At 42.2% G+C, this 21,086-nt stretch carries 14 protein-coding genes and 1 pseudogene; 2 read left to right on the forward strand and 13 right to left on the reverse strand.

Annotation, left to right across the window (positions count from 1 at the left end; translation table 11 throughout):
* Positions 1–173: 173 nt before the first annotated feature.
* Complete coding sequence (locus tag ACFQ3S_RS13575; protein WP_377165306.1) at positions 174–1,193, reverse strand: glycosyl hydrolase; 1,020 nt, start codon at positions 1,191–1,193, stop codon at positions 174–176.
* A 348-nt stretch (positions 1,194–1,541) separates the two neighbouring features.
* Between ACFQ3S_RS13575 and ACFQ3S_RS13580 the strand changes: the two are divergent.
* Both ACFQ3S_RS13580 and ACFQ3S_RS13585 read left to right on the forward strand, forming a co-directional pair.
* Positions 1,542–3,466: pseudogene (locus ACFQ3S_RS13580) on the forward strand (glycoside hydrolase family 95 protein); the annotation flags it as partial.
* 111 nt (positions 3,467–3,577) lie between these two features.
* On the forward strand, positions 3,578–3,823 hold the full coding sequence (locus tag ACFQ3S_RS13585) for a glycoside hydrolase family 95-like protein (protein WP_377165370.1): 246 nt from the start codon (positions 3,578–3,580) through the stop codon (positions 3,821–3,823).
* A gap of 32 nt (positions 3,824–3,855) precedes the next feature.
* Here the strand turns inward: ACFQ3S_RS13585 and ACFQ3S_RS13590 are convergent, their stop codons facing one another.
* The 12 genes from ACFQ3S_RS13590 to ACFQ3S_RS13645 form a co-directional block, all read right to left on the reverse strand.
* Positions 3,856–5,448, reverse strand: a complete 1,593-nt coding sequence (locus tag ACFQ3S_RS13590; RefSeq protein ID WP_377165308.1) for a glycoside hydrolase family 43 protein — start codon at positions 5,446–5,448, stop codon at positions 3,856–3,858.
* Positions 5,449–5,643: 195 nt separating this feature from the next.
* Positions 5,644–6,000 (reverse strand): hypothetical protein, encoded by a 357-nt coding sequence (locus ACFQ3S_RS13595; protein ID WP_377165310.1) that lies wholly within the window; start codon positions 5,998–6,000, stop codon positions 5,644–5,646.
* Between the two features lie 15 nt (positions 6,001–6,015).
* Complete coding sequence (locus ACFQ3S_RS13600) at positions 6,016–6,300, reverse strand: GNAT family N-acetyltransferase (RefSeq protein WP_377165312.1); 285 nt, start codon at positions 6,298–6,300, stop codon at positions 6,016–6,018.
* 189 nt (positions 6,301–6,489) lie between these two features.
* Positions 6,490–7,113: an alpha/beta hydrolase gene (locus ACFQ3S_RS13605; RefSeq protein WP_377165314.1), complete on the reverse strand. Its 624-nt coding sequence runs from the start codon at positions 7,111–7,113 to the stop codon at positions 6,490–6,492.
* 2 nt (positions 7,114–7,115) lie between these two features.
* The gene (locus ACFQ3S_RS13610) at positions 7,116–8,051 is read right to left on the reverse strand and encodes a ring-cleaving dioxygenase (protein ID WP_377165316.1); all 936 of its coding nucleotides are present in this window, start codon (positions 8,049–8,051) and stop codon (positions 7,116–7,118) included.
* Between the two features lie 393 nt (positions 8,052–8,444).
* Positions 8,445–8,972, reverse strand: a complete 528-nt coding sequence (locus ACFQ3S_RS13615; protein ID WP_377165318.1) for an OmpA family protein — start codon at positions 8,970–8,972, stop codon at positions 8,445–8,447.
* A 588-nt stretch (positions 8,973–9,560) separates the two neighbouring features.
* A complete protein-coding gene (locus ACFQ3S_RS13620; RefSeq protein ID WP_377165320.1) occupies positions 9,561–12,896 on the reverse strand; it encodes a DEAD/DEAH box helicase in 3,336 nt (1,111 codons plus the stop codon).
* 232 nt (positions 12,897–13,128) lie between these two features.
* Positions 13,129–13,470: a hypothetical protein gene (locus ACFQ3S_RS13625; protein ID WP_377165322.1), complete on the reverse strand. Its 342-nt coding sequence runs from the start codon at positions 13,468–13,470 to the stop codon at positions 13,129–13,131.
* Positions 13,471–13,605: 135 nt separating this feature from the next.
* Positions 13,606–14,301 carry a sulfite oxidase-like oxidoreductase gene (locus tag ACFQ3S_RS13630; RefSeq protein WP_377165324.1) on the reverse strand — a complete coding sequence of 232 codons (696 nt, stop codon included), beginning with the start codon at positions 14,299–14,301 and terminating at the stop codon, positions 13,606–13,608.
* Between the two features lie 336 nt (positions 14,302–14,637).
* On the reverse strand, positions 14,638–15,423 hold the full coding sequence (locus ACFQ3S_RS13635; RefSeq protein WP_377165326.1) for an FHA domain-containing protein: 786 nt from the start codon (positions 15,421–15,423) through the stop codon (positions 14,638–14,640).
* A gap of 70 nt (positions 15,424–15,493) precedes the next feature.
* Complete coding sequence (locus ACFQ3S_RS13640) at positions 15,494–19,555, reverse strand: FtsW/RodA/SpoVE family cell cycle protein (protein WP_377165328.1); 4,062 nt, start codon at positions 19,553–19,555, stop codon at positions 15,494–15,496.
* A complete protein-coding gene (locus ACFQ3S_RS13645) occupies positions 19,542–20,996 on the reverse strand; it encodes a protein phosphatase 2C domain-containing protein (protein ID WP_377165330.1) in 1,455 nt (484 codons plus the stop codon). Before ACFQ3S_RS13645 ends, ACFQ3S_RS13640 begins: the two co-directional genes overlap by 14 nt.
* Between the last annotated feature and the right edge of the window lie 90 nt (positions 20,997–21,086).

The raw sequence follows: 21,086 nt of genomic DNA on the forward strand, positions 1-21,086 counted from the left end.
ATGCGCCTTCAGCATTAATAAACATGTTAAATAATACAACCACAAATGTTAATGGCAATGGTTAACAGCAATTATTTATGTTTTTTATACAGACAAAAATTATACGGAGTGCTGTATTTATAAATCGGGCAGGGAATTAGTAAGAAATTTTATAGCACAATGCTATTATTTAGTTAATGAAACAGCCTGTAAAAGAAAGAATGACGCGTACCGTACAAACGCATAATATCGGGCACTTCGTCTAGCGTTACCACCTGCTCATGGCTGTAAACATGCTTTAAGTAATCTTTGTCTACCTTGGCTATATGGCTGGTATGCCACACCATCCACCAGGACCATTGAGCACCATCGGCCAGTGTTTTATCAGGGTTGGGTGGAGTGCCGCACTCATGAAAAGCAATGGGCATTTTATCGCCGGCAATATCATGTACTTTATTATACATCTCTAAATGGGGGCTGTTGTTACCATAGGTATCCGCACTGGCTATATCTACGTACTGGCTCCCCGGATACCAGGCACTATCGGGCTTACCGGTATAGCAAAGCACCCATATCAGGTTATTTAGTTTCTTTTTTTTAACATAATAGTTATACATGGTGGTCCACAACCGCTTAAATTTTTCGGGGCCTTGTTTACCCCACCAAAACCAGTTGCCATTTAACTCATGAAAAGGTCGCCATAATACCGGTACACGTGCCCGTTTCAATTTTTTAAGCAGCTTGGCTTTTCTATCCAGTTCGGCCCAAAAAGCTTTATATTCTGGTGTACCTTCTTCAAAGCACCTGTCAATATCAACAGGTTTTTGCGAGTTTGTGTAGCCACCCCCTTTACCGGGTGCCCCCCAGTGCCACATTATAGTTGGTATTCCACCTTTTACCCACCACTCTTTAGCAAATTTTACTTCCTCTTTATTCTTTGCACTATCAATAAAATCCATACCGCGCAGGGCGGGCTGCTTTCCGGTTACCTCCTTAATGTATTTAAGCTCGTCAAAACGCCCGAAATTGGAAACCATCTGCCCCGAAAGTATCTTTTTTCCGCGCATATCCTGTAAATATTTATACAATGCTTTTGCTTGATCCGAAGCTTTTGCATTGGAGAGTTCAGTATTTTCCTGGGCATAACCACCTATGGTTATAAACAGAGCTAAGCTTGATATTAAAAGCTTTATCAGGAGTACAGGTTTCATCATAAATTTTAGAAATATAACTGGTTATGATATGGTATGGCAGTTTCCAAAGTTGATGTTAATAGCAATATTACACTATCATTTGAAAAAAAATTTAAACCAATAACTACTATACCAAAATACCTCGTAAATGCAATATTATATAATATACTTTGTAGTGTATGGTTACTCTTTTCAAAAATATCTTCAATTTAACATTTGTACTGCTATATTTTATCATGGGTTATTGAAGGCAAGCAAATGCTAAATTAACATCGTAATATTTAAGCTAACAGGACGGTGCAGGTTGCTGCAACTTAATTATTACGGCAATTTTACCCAACCAATTACTTTTATAACCAATAGCCGTTTATGATAATTAACTTAAAATCAATCTCTTATTTGCCTATTAAGTTATTTGCTTTCACTTTACCTATACTGTTAGGCATTAATGCATCGGCACAAATAAAACCTAAGCCCGGTAATTGGGAATCATTAAAATTAATATATACCCAACCAACCGATAGTAAAAATTTTGGTGCAGCATTGCCTATAGGTAATGGGCGCTTAGGTGCTAAAATTTACGGTAACGTTGCCTCAGAAGTTTTAAATTTAAACGAGGTTACGCTTTGGTCGGGTTCACCAGGCAGCAAAACAAATGCTAACGGGCCGGCCATACTGGCAAGCGTAAGAAAAGCTTTAGCTGCAGGGGCATATAAAAAAGCCGATTCGCTGGTAAGGTTTATGGCCGGTAAAAACAGCCAATGTTATGAGCCCTTAGGTAATATGGAGCTGAATTTTGATCATACTGCCGGTTATACCAATTACAGCCGTGAATTGGATATGGATAGGGCTATGGTAACCGTGCATTACCGCGTTAATGGTATTAATTTTACACGCGAGGTATTTGCCAGCTATCCTGATCAGGCAATAATCATGCGCATTTACAGCGATCATAAAGCAAGTGTGGGTTTTGCAGCTTTGCTAAATACCCAATTGCAGGGTAAAACCCGGATAGAGGGTAACACCATAATTGTGAACGGAAGAGCCCCGGCCCACGATTCCCCCAATCCAAAAACTATAGTGTGGGATGAAAACAAAGGAATTAGATTTGAATCGCGATTGCAGATCAAAACAAGCGGGGGCCAGCTTACCGGTAAAGGCGAAGGACTGCACATAACCGGTGCCGATACCGCGACACTCATCTTTTCTGCCGCTAACAGTTTTAATGGTTTTGATAAAGACCCGGTTACCCAAGGCAAAGACTACCAGCTATTGGTAAAGAGGTATATGGAACAGGCATCTGCTAAAACATATCAGCAGTTACTTCATCATCATATTCAAGATCATCAAAATTTATTCAGGAGGCTTTGGGTTGAGGTTAACAACCAAAAGAACAATAAATATGTATTAGCCTATCAATATGCCCGTTACAACTTAATTGCTTGTTCGAGACCGGGTGGCGGCGCGCCAAGAAACGAGCAGGGAATCTGGAACAGGGACACGTCTCCGCATTATTCATCAAACTACACGCTTAATGAAAACCCCGAAAAATATTATTCGTTGGCCGAACCGGCTAATATTGGTGAAACCACAGAACCATTAATTAGCTTTGTTAAAAACCTTGCCGTACATGGAACTGAAACTGCCAGGGTTGATTATGGCTTTCATGGCTGGGTAACCCATCATAATTCGGATGTTTGGGCCATGACAGAGATGGCTTTGGGCGATCCTTGCTGGGCCGACTGGCCTGTTGGCGGAATATGGCTAACCCAAACCGTTTATGAGCGTTATGCTTTTAGCCAGGATAAAAATTATTTGCGTAAAACCGCCTATCCCATTATGAAAGGAGCGCAGAGTTTGCTTTAGACCTGCTGGTGACCAATAAAGACGGCTACCTGGTTACCTCACCATCAACCTCGCCCGAGAACCACTTTTTTGATGTAAACGGGGCCAGGGTTGCAGTAAGCCAGGGATCAACCATGGACATGGCTTTATTAAGAGAGCTTTTTGAGCACTGCATACAGGAAAGCGCTGTATTAGGCATTGATGCGGCTTTTAGTGAGCGCCTTAAAGCGGCGCTAAAGAAATTTATACCGTATAGCATTGGCTCACAGCAACAACTCAACGAGTTTGAGTTCGATTTCACTAACGGCATAAAAGAATGGGAAGCTAATCACAGGCACATATCGCATTTGATATCGGTTTGGCCGTTAAGCCAAATCAATAAAAATACACCTGCATTAATGGCTGCAGCACGCAAATCATTAGAACTGCGTAAAGGCGGAGGCTACCACCCCGATAAGGCGGGTATGTGGGCGCGCTTGCGGGAAGGTGACCGCTGTTTGGATGCTCTCGGTGTTAACTACCCCACTTTGTATGATGCACCAACTGCTGGCTTTGCAGAAATGCTTTTGCAAAGTCAAACCGGCGACATTGATATACTGCCGGCTTTACCTGCCTCCTGGAGTAGTGGAAAAATATCAGGTATTCGTGCCCGAGGCAATTACGAATTGGATATTGAATGGGCAGATCATCAGTTAAAATCAGCTAACATACGTTCTTACTCGGGCAAAACACCAACGGTTACCGTAATGGGTAAACCTATAAATTACAAAACAGATCCGCGGATAAAATTTGTAATCATAAAATAGGTACAGCGGAATATATTTACAAAAAACAAGTCTTAATAGGTATAATGAAAATAATCCACATCAATATAGCCGGCCTCATCCAGGTCATTGTAGTTATATAAGGCAATACGGTCGCCCCGGTATGAGCCCCAGGCCAACTGATAAGTACTACCGAAGGGTACATATTCGGTGCCGTTTAAACTGTAATAAAACTGGCTGATGCCATCTAACCCCCATGTGGATTTAAACCAGATGTATTTACCGGTAACGGTTATTCCTGATACTTTTTCTCCCTTAATATTAAATTCCAAAAACTTGCTGGTGCCTTGGTTAATAATACCGAGGGAGGCATAATTAGGGGAGCCAAAATGTGCTAAACCGGCTCTTTGACCTTTAGCCATCATGCTAATATTTATTTTAACAACCGCTTCGTTATGTGATGTACGAAAAACGCGCTGTGTAAGTGTATTACCTGCTTTTAAAAGATTACCTGGTTGCAATGGTTTAAATGCATAAAGCCGCAACCAACCCTTATTTTCAGTCAACGACCATTTACCAGCCCTTGGCTGATAGTTCCACTCCCACTGTTGTTGCAATATACTTTTGGAAAAATCATCACTGGCTTGAGGCGTTATTTTAGCTGTTTTTAAAACAGGCATTTTTCCTGTCCATACCATTCGCCCTATCCCATCGTCGCCCACTTCACCTATTATGGGCCAGCCATCTTTCCAGCTTACCGGTAAAAGGCTCATTACCCTGCCAGACCAGTCTCCGCTGCCATGGTGCGTTAAAAAATACCAGCTGCCTCCCTGTGTTTGTACCAAGCCACCCTGGTTAGGCTCTTTAAACTGCTTTTCGGCATGGCTGAGCTGTTTAATTTCATTATAAGGCCCCATAATATTTTTTGAACGTTCCATCATAATAGCCCGTCCTTCGGGTTTAACTTCGCTAAACAAATGGTAATACCAGCCGTTAATTTTATAAAGCTTATTGGCCTCACTCCCCTTGGATTGATGGATAACCAGGTCTGTATTTTCAATAATATCTTTTCCGTTAGCTGTTAATTTAAAGAGGTGAATGCTGTAACCATTACCGTAATCGGTACCCACAAAATATCCTTGCCCGTCATCATCCCAAAAAGGGCAGCAATCATCCCATCCTTTACTATTCAGCATTTGATGCAAGGGCTCCCATGGCCCTGCAGGGGTTGGCGCAGTACTCATAAAATACCCTTCATCGGGCGTACCAAAGTACACCCAAAACTTGTTATCATGATAGCGAATTGAACCCGCCCAAACTCCTTTTCCGTAACGGTTCATTTTGTCCCAGTTCAATTCGGGCGAAATTTGATTGAGATCGCTAATTACATGACCTATAATACTCCAGTTTACCAGATCTTTAGAGTGTAGAACAATCATGCCGGGAGCATACTGAAACGTAGAAGAAATGGCATAATAATCATTCCCTACACGAATACAGTCAAGGTCGCTATAATCTGCAGGCAATATGGGATTTTGGTACGTTCCGTTTGGCTGTGCGCCCCAAACCTGCCAATTACCCCATTGAACAATTTTATTTTCCTGGCCGAAAACATTGAATTTGAAGGCAATAAAAAATAAGCAGATTAGAAAATTCTTCAGGAACATAATTTATAGTACGAATTGGATACCAAATGTCATCATATATATACGCAGAGCCACACATCATCAGGACACCACAGGATGGGTTCAGAGCTTCATTTTTTTACAGGCCTTTGCAGTCAACTCACCTTTAACGATACATAAATAATTGATATATAAAATTTTATAAAAATTAAGACTTCTATTCAAGCCTGTAATATATTAATCGAAAGTTATAAACAACGAAGTTCGCTCAACAGGTTTTATGTTACGGCTGCGGTGGCCTTTGCCTGTGGTATCTTCCATCAGCAGTATCTCGCCGGTATTAAAAACCCGCTTCTCCCCCGTCGATGTTTCAATTTCTACGGCTCCATTCAGCAGTATCACATATTGCTTTTGAGGAGCTTTGTGCAGGTCATCATATCCCGGCGGCACTTTTCTGAATATAAGGTTGCTCACCTTAACCTTGTCAGACAGGTAACCTATTGGCCCGCCATCGGTTAATGGGTAGCTTACATCCTCAAAGTGGCTTTCGCCGGCAGTATCGGCATATACGCGGGTTACATTGAATGTTTGCATAATATATATTTATTATTAAGCCAGCAGGTGGCTCCACTCGGGATGGCGCTTGAGGTATATGCCAACGTAAACACATAGTGGTACCAGCTTTAAGTTGTGCTGATCGATATAGGTTAGCGTTTTATCTACAATGACTTCCGCTACTCCTTTGCCTTTCAGTTCGGGTGCCACCTCGGTATGAATGAGAAAAACCTTGTCCCCTTTTTTTTGGTAATCTATAAACGCACGGTACCCGTCAACCATCAGTTCAAAGTTGTGGATGGACTCGTTGTTCACCAGTTCTATGTTTTCGTAATTCATTTTACTTACTATTTCCAATAGTTCCTAAAACTTTATCCAACTCAAACGCAAAGCAATAAATAAGTGGTTTTTTAAGGTTTTATAGAAATTTCATGAAGTTTTATAAACTTTCATGAACTCAAAAGTACACTATTTTCAATTTTTAACTACCGGACTGTCCATATTTTCCGGCAATTGAGTGCGCTGCTTTCATACAAATATAAACTGATTAGCCAGGTCGATCTCTTCCTGAGTAATAGTATGCGGCCTGCCTGGATACACTTTGAGGCTTACTTGAGCATTGTGTTGTTTAAGTATTTCCACACTTTTTTCAACCCTTGTTAAAGGCACATGAGGATCGGGTGTGCCGGTAGTTATAAGTACTGGCGTACCGGCAAAATCACCTTTGTATTGCTCTAATCGAAGTTTTTCGCCAATCAAACCGCCGGTAAAGGCTACGGCACCGCCAAAGCGCCTGGCATTACGGGCAATATACTCCAATGTTAAACAGGCTCCTTGCGAAAATCCCAGGAAATAGATCTTATCGGCCGGAATACCACCGGCAATAATTTGGTCTACCAGCCCGCCTATTACCAGTAAAGCCGAATTCAATGACGGCTGGTTTTGCTCATCGGGTGCCATAAAGCTGTATGGGTACCAGCTATTGTTAGTGGCTTCTGGGGCATAAATAGCCATACCCTCCACGTTCAATTCACGCGATAAACTCATGATGTTGGCAGCAGTACCGCCACGGCCGTGGATCATAACCAGCGCCCCCTTGGCGTTTGCTGCAGGGGTGCCGGTTGTTTTGTAGGATTGATGATGTGTGTACATAATTACACTAATTTTGGTAAAGTAGTTTCTAAACTGCTGCGGTACTCTTCGTACTGGGTAGGTAATTTCAAATGTTCACCTAACGATTCTACCGGCTCATCTACACTAAAACCAGGGTTATCGGTAGCTAATTCGAACAATACGCCACCCGGTTCGCGAAAGTATAAGGAATAGAAGTAGTTACGGTCTATTTTATCGGTAATGTGCAAACCTAAAGCGGCTATTTTTTCGCGGTAAAACATCAATACTTCTTCGTTTTTTACCCTGAAAGCCACATGGTGAACCGAGCCACCGGCTACGTGTCCGGCTATTTCGCCAGCCACTTCTACCAGGTCAATAATAGCGGCATTGTCTGCATTATCGGTTATAAAACGAAAACGGTTCACGTGCTGCTCTAACAATCGGTAACCAAATACGCCGGTCAATATATCGGCAGTGGGCTGCATTTTGTTAGTAGTAATAGTTACATTATGAAAACCTTTGGTAGCGTTTTCGGCCTTTACTTCAGTGGTTTCCCAAGGCAAACGGGTGTCTGAGGTTTTAGAGGCAATCAGTTCCAGTTTCAAGCCATCAGGATCTAAAAAGGTTAAGTAAGGCTCTCCAAATTTTTCGGCCACTTTATTATAAGTTACGTTATGTTTCTCGAAACGGTTCAGCCAAAAATCGAAACTATTTTCGGGTACAGAGTAAGCAATTTCGGTAGCCTGGCGTGCACCACGGCGACCGGTTTGTATGTTTTCCCATGGGAAAAAGGTAAGGATAGTGCCCGGTGTGCCTTCTTTATCGCCATAGTATAAGTGGTAGGTTTGCGGATCGTCGAAGTTGACGGTTTTTTTAACCAGGCGTAAGCCTAATACTTTGGTATAGAAATCAAAATTACGTTTGGCATTACCAGCTATTGCAGTGATGTGGTGGATGCCATTAATTGTATTTTCCATGATGTTTAGTTTTTAAAGATTAATTGATGATGGTGGTTTGTTGATTACTTATTAATAGTGCAGGTATGTTTAAACTTAACCAGGTTTGTTTTAAGATAAGTTACACTGATACATAAGGCAGCAGCAATTTGCCCCGGGTTTGAATTGGGTAAGCTGAGTGCGATTAGATGTGCGATAACTTTCATAGGGCTTCCTTTTTGTTGTTGGTTCAAATGTCGGGATAAGCACACGGATCACACTTAACGTACATTAAGAAATGATTTATAACATGTTTTTATATACACCATTTACAAATACCCGTTAACAACAAAAGTCATGCTTCCACTATTTGGAAAGCATGACTTTTGCCGGTAAATGCACTGCGTTTAAGCAGCTTAAAGATCTTACTTATGCTTAATTAAGCTTAATTTCTACACGGCGGTTTAGGGCACGGCTTTCTTCGGAAGTATTGTTGGTTACCGGTTTGCTTTCGCCATAACCTTTTACTGATAAATTGGCGGCATTGATACCGGCATTAGTTAAGTACAATTTAACCGAATTGGCCCTATCTTCAGATAGCGATTGATTATGCTCAGCCGAACCCTCTGCCGATGAATGACCGTTGATCACAAATTTAGCCGAAGCATCTTTTTTCATTTCAGTGGCAATTTTATCCATCATTGCATACGAATCAGTTTTTAGAACAGCCGAATTAAATTCAAACTGGATAGAAGTAAAATTAAAATCAGGCTTTGGGGCTACTGGGGCAGGCTCTACTATTACAGGAGTGGGCGTAACCGGCTTAGCCTCAACTGGCGCGGTTGGTTTGGCTGGCTGTACAGGCTCGGTAGGTTTAGCCACTATTTTTTTTGTTTTACATGCTTGAAACGTAATGCCCAGCAGCATTATAAACGATATTAAATGAATTTTTGAAATCTTCATAGCAATTGTATTTGAAGTAAACATAGAAAACAATCAGCAAAAACTGAGGTAAAACAAGGTTACATAGACAGGAATTTATCTTTTGTAACCATCTTGTATCTTTAAAGATACTTTTGTAATTCGCAGTTTAGAGATTATGTATAATAACTGCTTCAAAAATCAAAGATTATACACACGGGTACAATTCATTAACGTACCGGCATTACATTTTACTTAAAAATATGTGATGTAATTGATAAGCTTAATCTCTACTAATTATAATGGTAATAGTTTTAAGAAAGGGTTAAATAACGGTGTATGCAGGTATTGTGTATGTTAAATTAATGTTTCATTTTTGATGACATAACCTTGTTCAATTATATCACATTTGTTAACAAATTCAATAGTTGCAAGTTACATGAAAAAGTTGCCTTTCATGAGTAGCTTTTACGTTATAAGTTTAATCATGAAAAAGATATTTACTATAATTCTTTTATTTTTGAGCGTAACTGCAAGGTTAATTTACGTAACCCTGCTCTTTTTCAAGTACGATAAAAAAGCCGGCAAGCTGTATTAATAGCTACTACCAAATTACGTTAGCTCTTTAGGTTAGCGGCTTAGTAGCGCAAGCAGGTTACTTTTGGTGAGGGATTGAAATATACCGGCATCGGAAGAAATTAACGTGTTAGCCAGCCCGGTTTTAGTTTCCTGCAGTTGCATCATTTTCTCCTCAATGGTATTGGGGCATATCAAGCGTACGGCCACTACATTTTTCTTTTGACCAATACGGTAAGCGCGGTCAATGGCTTGGTTTTCAATAGCTGGGTTCCACCAGGGGTCTACCAAATACACATAATCCGCTGCGGTTAAGTTGAGGCCAGTCCCTCCGGCTTTCAGGCTTATTAAAAACACCCTGGTATCGGCGTTATTCTGAAAATCATTCACCACGTTCTCCCGGTTACGGGTGCTACCGGTTAATGTGGTATAACCGATGTTATGGGTTTTTAATTCTTTAGCGATTAGATCAAGCATGGTTACAAACTGCGAAAAAACCAAAATTTTGTGCCTGGGCGATTTACTTTGAATTTGTTCTATCAGCACCTCAATTTTGGCCGAAGCATTGCCGGGCAATTTATCGCCACTGAGTAACAAAGGCGAATCGCAGATCTGCCTTAACTTGGTCAATCCCTTCAATACATACATGGATTTCTTGGGCAATTGCTCCTGCGTGGTGGCCGATATAAATTCCCTAAACTCCCTTTCGTAAGCATCGTATATTTTACGTTGCTCATCCTGCATTTCGCAGTGCAGCAGCATTTCCGTTTTATCGGGCAGTTCGGCGGCCACTTCCTGCTTGGTACGCCGTAAAATGAAAGGCTTGATCTTGCGCTGTAATTCGGCAGTACGCCTGCTTACCTTAAACTTATCAATGGGCGACGAGTAAATATCTTTAAAATACTGCTTGCTTCCTAATAAGCCCGGACAGGCGAACGATAACTGGCTATACAGATCGAACGTGTTATTTTCAATAGGCGTACCTGTTATAGCTATCCTGTTGCGTGATTTGAGCAGCCTTACCGCCTTATACCGTTGCGAATCGGGGTTCTTGATGTTTTGTGATTCATCTAAAAAGATGTAGTTAAACTGGTACTCTTTTAAAAAGCCAACATCGGCCAGCAAGGTGCCATAGGAAGTTAATACGATCTCATAATCGTCGAAATTCTGTACACTTTTAATTCTATCTGCACCATAAATAGTATGCATTTTTATTGATGGCGCAAACTTTTGCACCTCGGCCTGCCAATTAAATATTAATGAAGTTGGTACTACCAGCAGGTTAGTGTTATGCTTAACCTTATTGCGTTGCGAAAGGATAAAAGCAATGATTTGAATAGTTTTGCCCAGGCCCATATCATCGGCCAGGCAACCGCCGAAATTGAAATCATCTAAAAAGTTGAGCCAGTTTAAGCCTTGCAGTTGGTAGTTGCGCAAGGTGGTTTGTAAACCTGCCGGTGCCTCTACCTCCTGTATTTGGTCAAAATCGGCCAGTTTTTGTTTATAGGAATGCAGTTCGCGTTTTACCTCCGCATCCAGCATCTCGTCATCATACAGCTGAGCTATAGAAGTAAAATTAGTTTTGGCCGTAAGCACGCTCTCATTATCGCCAATTTCGCCGGCATTAAAGTACTCTGTGAAACGGTCGATCCACTCGGCGGGCAAAATGCCCTGCGTACCATCATCCAATTGCACAAACTTGCTTTTGTTGCGTATGGCTTTGTGCAAATGTTTTAAAGATGCCTTACGCTTACCAAACCTTGCTTTAATTACGGTATTGAACCAGTTAATGCCACTTAAAACCTGTACCGTTATTTTTGCCTTATTGGCGTTGAGCTTGTTCCCGCTTATTTCGTTGAACCCTAAAATGGTGATGTCTGCATTTTGCCAATCTTCAAAAGCGTTTAAAAACCAATCCTCGTTTAAAAAGCGTTTTTTATGCAGATAGAAGTATTGCAGGTCGTCGGTTAACTGCTCCTCAAAAAGTGGGTGCTGTTTAAGCAGCAAGGCTGTAAATTGTCGTTCGGCCCATTCGTTGCGCTGCACAGTAAAGTAATTGCCTTTACTATCAACCGCATTAATTTGCCTTTGGGTACGTATAGGTATCTCCACCTCGCCGTAGCGCATAATAGGGACTATCATTACATGCGCACCAAAGTCTGACAGGTAAATGATCTTTTCTACCTGGTTTTGAAAACCCTGCTCTTTTAACTGGGCAAGGGTGGCTACCTTAACATAACGGTAATCTATTTTGGTACGCTCTTCCAGCTTATCCAGTATTTGTGCCTGAAACAGTTTGTATTTTGACTGGTGGATCAGCAGGTCATCTTGCCTACGCTTAAAGAAATTAACGGTGCCCAGCATTTGCAGGTCTTTCACCATGTAAAGGGTATTCAGCACCTGTACAAAATAGGTGAAGCGTACTTCCAGTTCGGCCAGATTATAAATGGTATCACCAATTTGCAATTTACCTGACACTTCGTAAAACTGCCCTTTCTCATCCACGGTTAACTCCATGTCATGCGTTATTCTACTCAGCTTAACTGGCAACAAAGCCGTAGAAGTGATCTTTTCCGATAATTGACTCTGGTGCATGTAACAAGGCAGGTCAAGCGGATTTTTTACAATTGACTTCAGGCTCTCCAATGCAGATTCCGTCACCTTGCCATCCACCGTATTTTGAAATCGTGATATAGCCGTAAAAAACTTCAGTTCCAGCGGGTCGTTAGTCTCCCAAACCAGTTCGAGTGGGTTTACCGGGTTAAGCGGGTTTTTAATTTTACCATCTTTAGTCACCGGCGCATCGTAGAGCTCGGCCATCAGGTGTTTATAGTACTTATGCTGTTTCAGAATAATACACCGCAAACTATCATCGGCTACGGCACTGGTTTGCTGAAAATTTGGTTCCTGGCCGGGCAGCATCAGGTCCTTCATTAAATTGAGGCTTTCAGCGGTAACTGAAAGAAGTGAGGCTTTTATAGGTTTGGTCACCGTTTTATGGTCCACATAATCTATTTGGAAATATTTATCCAGGTTAGCCTCATTTTGCAAACCGTAATCTACTGCAAGCTTCTTGAAAACTTCGTGCCGAAATTTCTCGTCGAAAAAAATCCGTAGATTGTCTTTTTGAATGATTTGGAGTAACACTCTACTTTGATGTTCACAAAGCTTATACTTGGGCTGATCGCATGGGCAGATTAGCACCAATTGATTTGCTTGCTGCTCCACATCCACTACCGGAAAGTTAAGGCTATTGTTGCAGCTTATAAATTTTCCGCAATTAATGGAGAGTTCGATAGCTGTTAGTAACTCAGCATTTAACCGATCAAAATTCACACTGTGCTGCGCAATTATCAACGGTGTAAGTTTACCTAACTCGGTATTTTGCATAACATAAGTATTATGCGGGTTAGGATTGGTTGAGTAACTGCCGACAGGGTACATGGGTGCGGTATATTACAAATGTATGCGTTAAAGTAAATCGTAAGAAATATATTTCATTATGATTTACTGTATAACTGCACAAACAATAAAAAAAGCGGATAACTGTTTGGTTACCCGCTTTAATAAATCGAACACACATCAGGTGTTGAACTTTAAATATTTAAGTGTGATTAGCCAACTATTTGAAGGCCGATACGTGTGTAGTTTTTATGCTCAGTACAAAGGTTTTACCGACACTGATTTTGATGCTTTTATCCTGAAACAGACTTTTCACAACTTCGTCAGATTTTAGTGTTTCAAACAAATCGCGTGCAACACCCGATCCGCTGATGTTATTAATTACCTTACCGTTTTCAATAGTAATAGTAAAAGTATATCCCGATTTCCCCCGATCTCCCGCAGACTCGAAATCTGTGATGTTCAGTTTAAAATTCTGATCTTCGTTAAGGCTCTTTTTAAGATGAAGACGGATTATCGGAAGGTATTTCTTCCACGTAGCTAAGTATTTTCTTTCTTCCATGCGTAGCGGGTAAAGGTACCATTATTTTATGATGAATTTACCAACTTTACATTATTGATTTCTTTTTGATTATCAGCGCACTATAGTTAATACGCTGATCCAAAAAAATTGTTACTCTATTTAAGCATCAATTTATCAATCACTGTATCTATCATTTCGCCATGGATATGCCGTGTTAGAATATCCCCTGTCTTCCCAAAAGCCTAATTTATTTTCGGTTAAAAACTCAATTCGCTTGATCCACTTGGATCCTTTCCAGGCATAAAGTTGCGGGGTAATCATACGCACCGGACCACCATGTTCTATGGGTAACGGTTGGCCTTCAAAAGTATGTACCAGCAGCACATCAGGTTTTAATGCTTCCTCCAATGACAGGTTAGTGGTGTAAGTATCATAGCCATAACACATGATATGCGTAGCAGTTTCTTTAGGATGTACGAGCGCAGCCAGGTCGAGCAGGCTTACCCCTTTCCAGGGCATATTTAATTTAGACCAGGTAGTTACGCAATGAAAGTCGGAAGTATCCTTGGTTTGCGGCAGGTTCATAAAGTCAGTCCAGTTAAGCCTCACAGGGTTTTCAACCGCACCATTAATGGTCAGTCGCCATTTATCCAAAGGGATTTTTGGCTGATAACCCAAATCAAGCACAGGCCACTTTACGGTTAACGTTTGCCCAACAGGTATGGCAGGCATACCATGTCGGTTGGCATTGCCCGTCCCTTTTGGAATATCATCAGCAACAGATGGCGTAAGTTTCATTTTTCCCTCGAAGCGGGCCTTCAGCTTCATCCGGGCTTCTATAATGCGGTTAAGTTTGTCCTGCTCTTCCATGAGTTTAAATTTACAGATAAATTCAATATCAAAAGCATATTAAGTGCGCGATACCGGGACATAGCTTTTAAAAGTTGTAAGATGTGCTGTTCCACTCTTAAAGTAATTGAATGACTGCTTTGCCAGGTAAGTGGCAAATGAGGCATATCCATATTAGTAGCGGTATTTATTTAGGCTTTCAATCAAAAAAGTTTAGAAAAAATAAATCAGACAATTAGAAAAACATATTGCCAATTTGTCTGATTATGTTTTTTTGGGTAAATATACCTTTCCCATTTAGTGTAGTTAATGCTCCCAGGTTTTCCAGGCCGTTGGTTATTGTTAAACTTTACTCATTTAATTGATTGATTTATAGCTAAATAACAATACAGCCGATTCACCGATAACTACCTGGTCTCCCTCATTCAGCGGGTAACCGATGTCGGTGGAATACAACTTGACCATATCTTCGGTAGCTTCTACCTTGATCTTGACCTTATTGCGTGGCGGAACACCACCTTCATCGGCGTAGATCATAAAATGAGCATTATCGTTATTCCATTCAATATGGGCATGTTGCCTGCTTACAAATTTATTGGCCGCATCGGCACTTTCCGATGGAAATGCAATGTGATTAGTACGGAAAAAACCGTCATTAACCTGCGCCTTTTTATCGCGACCTATGTGAACCTTGCCATCTTCCGATGATAATTCATACTCGGACCTATCCGTTTCACCGCATAATACGGTAATATAGCCAATAGCTGTTTGCTTAATAAAATGCTTACCAGTCTTTATAAAAAACGCAGCATCTGTATCCGTGGCTTTAATTGCCCCGTTGGGTACAGGCTCATCGAAATTTACATCCATCGACCAGTTGGCAGGCAGATCTAAAGCGTAATCGTCCGCTATTTTCTGGATCTCCGCTTTAAAAACCTCCGGTTCATCGGCATATACCGCTGTTTCGTAAATATGCTTTTCGGTAGCGTTACAAGCTAAATACAGGCACAAACCTTTAATATTACCCCCCTCGCCGCCTTCGGCCTTTTGCAATTCCTGCTTTATAAATTGCAGCAACGCGTACCTAACGCCCTTTACATCGGTAGGACGGTCGGCTGCCCTGCTCTTAAAAAAATTAAACATATAATTATCGATGTTTTTGTGTTGAACTAAAATTCGTACCAGCTATTGTACCGCTGCTTTATTCGGTTGTTTACGGCGTAATACTTTTAATGTATCCTTTTTGAACCAGAAACGGTACCACATGTTTACCCGCCAGTTTCACCGCATCCGATGATCCTTTGGTAGATTCCACCCTTATGCACACCACCATGTTACCTGCGCCTTTAGCCTTTGGTGCAAAAAAGGTGTACCAGCCATCGTTAATTTGCTGCCCTTTCCATATACGCTCGGGCGTACCTGTTTTACCGGCCACAGTAATGCCTAACGTGTATGCCTTAGGTGCGCTTTGTTCTATCATATAACCGCGCAATAGTTGGGTATATTCGGCATTGTTCACCAATTTAATTCCAGGCTTAACAGGTTGTTTATCTTTACTTACTTTTAACACGTAACGGCTACCCAGCAGTTTACCATTATTAGCCACGCCCGAAACCAAACGTGCAACAGCCGCCGGGGTAGCAATTAGTTCGCCCTGCCCCCACGACATGCCCGAAATACCTTTAGCCCTGGTACGATGTACGTTATTTGGATCGTACCGTGGTTTGGTATTGAACTCCGTTTTACGCCATAATTCGCGCCATTTTTGCTCTCGGGAGGCATTTTCGGACAAACGGCCATAATAATAGCCACCTACCCCATGCAAAAACATACCGGTTTTCAAATACAAGTTAGCCATTTCTTCTTGTAAATGTTCTTCGTTGGCTATTTTAATAAAGTACACATTATTAGATTTTACCACCGCACGTTCCAGGCTAATAACCCCCGTTTCATCAGGTTCGATGCCTTTGGTGCGGATGCGCTCGGCCATGCTTACGGTGTACCGTTTATCGGCAGCGGCCAGGCCCATTTTATTGAATGCCGCCAGCGAGGTGAGTAATTTTGCGGTAGACCCAGGCTGGGTAGCATAGGTAAAACCCAGATCGGTGGTGGTCATCCAACCGGCCAGCTGATTTTGCTCAGTGTTGCTCATGGTCAGTTGTTCCCAGTTACGCACGGGCGGTAACGGGTAAACTGCAGAGGTTAGTACATCACCCGTATTAGCTTCCATCACCACTACCGATATGCGGTTATCGGCCAGAGAGGTATCGGTAGCTATAGATCGTTGAATACTGGTTTGTAATCCTGCATCAATGGTCAGCTGCACATCCCGGTTACGGTTTCTAAAAGCCTCTACCTCTTCGCTATTAATACCAGCCAACAGTAAGGGGGCTAATGCCTTGTAGTCTTTCTTTACCACGGTCATTTCCTTAACACCGCGGGCCAAAAAGCGATCTTCACGATAACGGCTGGCGGTGGTATTGTAGCTGGTATTGGGCAGTTCAAATCCGCGCAGTTCGGCAGCGTGTTCATACTCGGCAAAGTAGCCGTTGCTGCTGCCGTTAAATACGCCAGTATTGGCATCCCCCGTCCAAAAAAATGTTTGCTCCTCAAATGGATAATACCGGTCCAGCCGCTTATGAGTGGCCGAATCTAAATTATAATCAGCACCTGCATTACGTAGCTTCGATCTTTGTTTACGAATATTATTGGGCTTACTAGTAGCGAGCAAAGCGCCAGTCCTGTCGTACAAGTTTCCCGCCTGTAAACGGTTCATAAGTATGGCAATGCGCGGATTATAGCTAAACATCCGCGCGCCGCTCTTATCGGCAACTAATGAGGGTTGTACAACCCATTTTTTGTTGTTGAATAAATAACGAGATACATTCACCGTTAGGAATATTACTCCCAAACAAGCGGCTACCAAGGCAGGCACCAGGTTTTTGTCTTGTTGTTTGGAGATATAAGCCATTTGTACAGGTGTACCCCTCACTAAGGAAGCAGATAGTAAAAAGCCGGATGCCAGTAAGTTGGCTACCAACGAGGAGCCACCATAACTTTGAAATGGCAATGATACGCCCGATAATGGCAACGCACCTGTAGATCCACCTGCTATGAGCAGGAATTGCACAAAAGTAGAAACACCCACACCCGCACATAAATAGAACAGGAAAGGTGTACCCGTGCGTCGACCTATCAATATCGACCTGTGCAGGTACAGCAGAAACAACATAAAAATACACACAATTCCCGTCCATCCAAACTCCTCACCCATGGAAGGCAAAATCATATCGGTATGTGCTTCGGGGATGGTTTTGGCGAAACCTTCACCCACGCCCTGACCCGATACACCACCGCTCGACATGGCCCAAAGGCCGTTAGCTACCTGGTCGCCACCATATACCTCATTATCCCAGGCATTTTGCCAGATAGCCTTGCGGTCAATTAAACGCTGAACAGGTCCGGGAAAGGCTTTATCGAGGTATGGAATCTGGTCTATGGTTAAAAATGCCGCCATAATAACCAGCACCATAATGGCCGATTCGCTGAGTTGCCTGCGCTGAAAAGACATAAGCAGGGCTACTATTACAGCTGTAACAAGGGCAGACAGCCATACATTTTTAAATATCCACGAGGCAATTACATAGATAACAACGGCCATAGCCATAAAGGCGAAATCGCCCCGTGAAAAAGAGAATAGCGTAATAAAAGTAAAACACACCACCATGGCCGGACCCAAATCGCCCAAAAGCAAAAAGAGCATTAAGGTAACCAAAATGGCTATAAGCGCAAAGGAAAAGAACGACCAGCGTTTGGTTCGGCTGGTATATTCGCTGATAAGTTTTTCGTTAGCGGCAAAAAAGCCGGCTAAAAATAAAATGATGAGATACTTTACAATTTCGCTGGGCTGAAAACCAAACAGGTTTACTTTAACACCGCTACCCTCCGGGCCCGTACCAAAAGTAATGGTTAACGCCAACAAAATAACCGCCAGCGCTATCCAGGGCCAGCCATTGGCAGCACTGCGCACGTTCTTAAATACAAGCATGCGGTACAACCAAAAATCGGTAGTAAAACGGCGCATATTAAATAGTAGCATAACAAACATGCCCACTAATCCTATACCAAAATAAGTTAAAGTATCCCGCGCTAAAAAGCGATCGCGTAGTGGGTCTTGTAAACTTAACAGGGTTAAAAATGATAAACCCGTGAGCATCATAATCAACGGTAAAATGAGTTGATCGGCCGTATTAAATTTCCATGACAGCAAAACATGAATTATAAAGAACCCGATTATAAAGCTTGCCGCAATAATCCAGAACCAGCTATTGAACTGCTGCGGGGTACGCACAATCAACGATTTTTCTTTTTTCAGAATGTTAAAGTCGCGGGTGGATAACAGCCGGATAGTATGCGGCGACTGGTAAAAAGTGAATTCTGCATCATCATCCAGGCTTTCTATCCCCTGCGATGTACCGAACTGGTAACCTGGCTGTAAGGGAAGCAATTTAAATGCCTTGCCATCGGGCAAATTATCAAACTGATACATACCCTTATTGTTGGTACGTGCATACGCCGTTAAGCTCTGTAAACGCTGTATGCCTGCATTACCGGGCAGGTAAGTTTTAGTGAAGCCAGTACCCGTTTGGATACTGGTTTTAACGTCTTCGGTCAGTTCATCGGTAGCGATGCTATCCTGCGGCAGTATCATTTGCAAACGTATGAGAACACCTGCAACCGCTTGTTCGCTTTCCCTGCCAACAATGTTACCACCGATGCTATGGCTGCCCATACCTAAATTTGTAACATTAGGAACGGATGGAGGATTTTTCACCTCCTGCTTAAAACGCAGGGAATCATTTCCGGTGTAGCCTAATAATGAACGTGATGCATTTACCCTATTTTTAAACAATTTACCGCCTTCGCTGAAAGCCTCATCGGCATTAATGTAGTATTTGCGTTTGTTAAGCTCGCCGATGTTATCTATTTGATCTCCAGTGGCAATTCCTTTAGCTACGATTGCCTCAATCAGGTCGATGTCGCGCTTATCCTCAAAATAATAACCCTTTTCCAGCAATTGCCTGAAACGGCCGGCCGGGTTTTTATCGTTGAGATTAACCATGGTACCGTCTTGCAAACGTTTATCCACATCGGCAAAGCGCAGCTGCAAAACAGTGTGCAAACGGTAAAACAATAGTGCAAATATTACACCTAACATCAACAGAAATAGCCGCTCCTTTCCCCTTATCCGGGGTTCTGTTTTACCTGCTTCCATTAGGTTTGTTTGTGGTATTGCTTATCGAATCGGCCCGGTAAGTTAAGTATGGAAACGCGCTGCTTACCAGTTTATTCTCAACAAAAGTGTACACATTTTGCACGGCTTGCCTGCAATTTACAAACTGCACATGGCGCAAATAAAATTCGTTATTATTTAATGCGATAGCCGTATCAAAATTCTGAAATTTAAAACCTTCCAGTACCATTGACCTACATTTGGAAGTTACCCGCATGGCCGGACCGCTATAAGCAGAATCGCGTTGTAAAACGATGTTTCCTTTCAGATAAAGCGTATCGCGTTTAATGTGCAAAGTGTCACTAATGATCACTGGCTGTTTAAATGCAGTATCAGACAGTATCAGGGTATCACCCGCTGCCTTGTCAATGGCTTCCTGCAATTTAATTTCCTGCGAATTACGTTTTCTTTTCTGTGCAACAATTTGTTCTGTTGCCTGTACTATTACGGCGCTCTTACCTTGCCACTGCAAATACAGCCATACCGCCGATGCGAGCAGCAACAAACACAGCATGCCTAATATATAGCTAAGCCCGTTACCCTTTTTAGCGGTTACTTCAGCTGGTTTGGTAATGGGTTTAGCGGGTGAGGTTTGTATCGGTGCAGTTACCGTATCTTCAATGATCTTTTTTTTTACCACTGGAGTTGGCATGGTGGCACTAAAGCTCTGCGCCGTTTTATTGTTTTGAACCAATACTACGGTAATATTATCCTTACCGCCATAATTGTTTGCTGCATTAATGAGTTGCGTTGCTTTGTCTTTTAAAGATGTGTTTTGTGTAAGAATAGAAATTATCTCATTCTTATCCACCAAATCGGTAAGCCCATCGCTGCAAAGCAAGAGCATATCGCCCGATAAAAATGGCGAGTCGCCGGTTTCTATATAGGCATTATCGGTATCTATTAAGGTATCAAAACCCAGCGCTTTATTAATTTCGTTGCGTTTAGGGTGATTCATAGCTGCCGACTCGCTAATCCTGCCCGAATCCTCTAAAAAACCTACGAACGAATGGTCTTTGGTGATCTTAACCAGCGAACCATCACGCAGCAGATACAACCGGGTATCGCCTACATGGGCATAGTAAAACTGGTTGTTTTCCACATCAACTATAGCCAGCGTAGCTACACAAGCCATACTTTCCAGTTCCTTCTCCTGGCGTTTGCGGTCGTATATACGCTTACCGGCCAGCTTAAATGCACTAATCATGGCCGTAATAATATCACCACTTAGTTCATCCATCTGCTGGATGATCTCTTCGCGGGCCAAAGCAGCTGCAACCTCGCCGCCGGTATAGCCGCCCACACCGTCAATTACCGATGCCAGTACATAGCGGTTGTCGGCAGTTTTTTGAGCTATAAAAGTATCTTCGTTGTTACTCCGAACCTGGCCCACATCGGTTAGTCCAAAATAGTTTTCAGCCATTGCGTTTTCCCGAATTTTTAATGTCATAAAAATGAGTAGCCAGTAAGCACACCACTATAACCAATAAACCTACAGATAATATTTGCGACA

The sequence above is a fragment of the Mucilaginibacter terrae genome (genome assembly GCF_042679325.1).
Taxonomy (GTDB): domain Bacteria; phylum Bacteroidota; class Bacteroidia; order Sphingobacteriales; family Sphingobacteriaceae; genus Mucilaginibacter; species Mucilaginibacter terrae.

What these genes read in the sequence shown, in the direction of transcription:
- ACFQ3S_RS13595 (WP_377165310.1), bottom strand. Translation starts at nt 6,000, where the DNA reads ATGCAAACATTCAATGTAACCCGCGTATATGCCGATACTGCCGGCGAA.
- ACFQ3S_RS13605 (WP_377165314.1), bottom strand. Translation starts at nt 7,113, where the DNA reads ATGTACACACATCATCAATCCTACAAAACAACCGGCACCCCTGCAGCA.
- ACFQ3S_RS13590 (WP_377165308.1), bottom strand. Translation starts at nt 5,448, where the DNA reads ATGTTCCTGAAGAATTTTCTAATCTGCTTATTTTTTATTGCCTTCAAA.
- ACFQ3S_RS13630 (WP_377165324.1), bottom strand. Translation starts at nt 14,301, where the DNA reads ATGGAAGAGCAGGACAAACTTAACCGCATTATAGAAGCCCGGATGAAG.
- ACFQ3S_RS13575 (WP_377165306.1), bottom strand. Translation starts at nt 1,193, where the DNA reads ATGATGAAACCTGTACTCCTGATAAAGCTTTTAATATCAAGCTTAGCT.
- ACFQ3S_RS13615 (WP_377165318.1), bottom strand. Translation starts at nt 8,972, where the DNA reads ATGAAGATTTCAAAAATTCATTTAATATCGTTTATAATGCTGCTGGGC.
- ACFQ3S_RS13610 (WP_377165316.1), bottom strand. Translation starts at nt 8,051, where the DNA reads ATGGAAAATACAATTAATGGCATCCACCACATCACTGCAATAGCTGGT.
- ACFQ3S_RS13625 (WP_377165322.1), bottom strand. Translation starts at nt 13,470, where the DNA reads ATGGAAGAAAGAAAATACTTAGCTACGTGGAAGAAATACCTTCCGATA.
- ACFQ3S_RS13635 (WP_377165326.1), bottom strand. Translation starts at nt 15,423, where the DNA reads ATGTTTAATTTTTTTAAGAGCAGGGCAGCCGACCGTCCTACCGATGTA.
- ACFQ3S_RS13620 (WP_377165320.1), bottom strand. Translation starts at nt 12,896, where the DNA reads ATGCAAAATACCGAGTTAGGTAAACTTACACCGTTGATAATTGCGCAG.
- ACFQ3S_RS13585 (WP_377165370.1), top strand. Translation starts at nt 3,578, where the DNA reads ATGCTTTTGCAAAGTCAAACCGGCGACATTGATATACTGCCGGCTTTA.
- ACFQ3S_RS13640 (WP_377165328.1), bottom strand. Translation starts at nt 19,555, where the DNA reads ATGGAAGCAGGTAAAACAGAACCCCGGATAAGGGGAAAGGAGCGGCTA.
- ACFQ3S_RS13600 (WP_377165312.1), bottom strand. Translation starts at nt 6,300, where the DNA reads ATGAATTACGAAAACATAGAACTGGTGAACAACGAGTCCATCCACAAC.
- ACFQ3S_RS13645 (WP_377165330.1), bottom strand. Translation starts at nt 20,996, where the DNA reads ATGGCTGAAAACTATTTTGGACTAACCGATGTGGGCCAGGTTCGGAGT.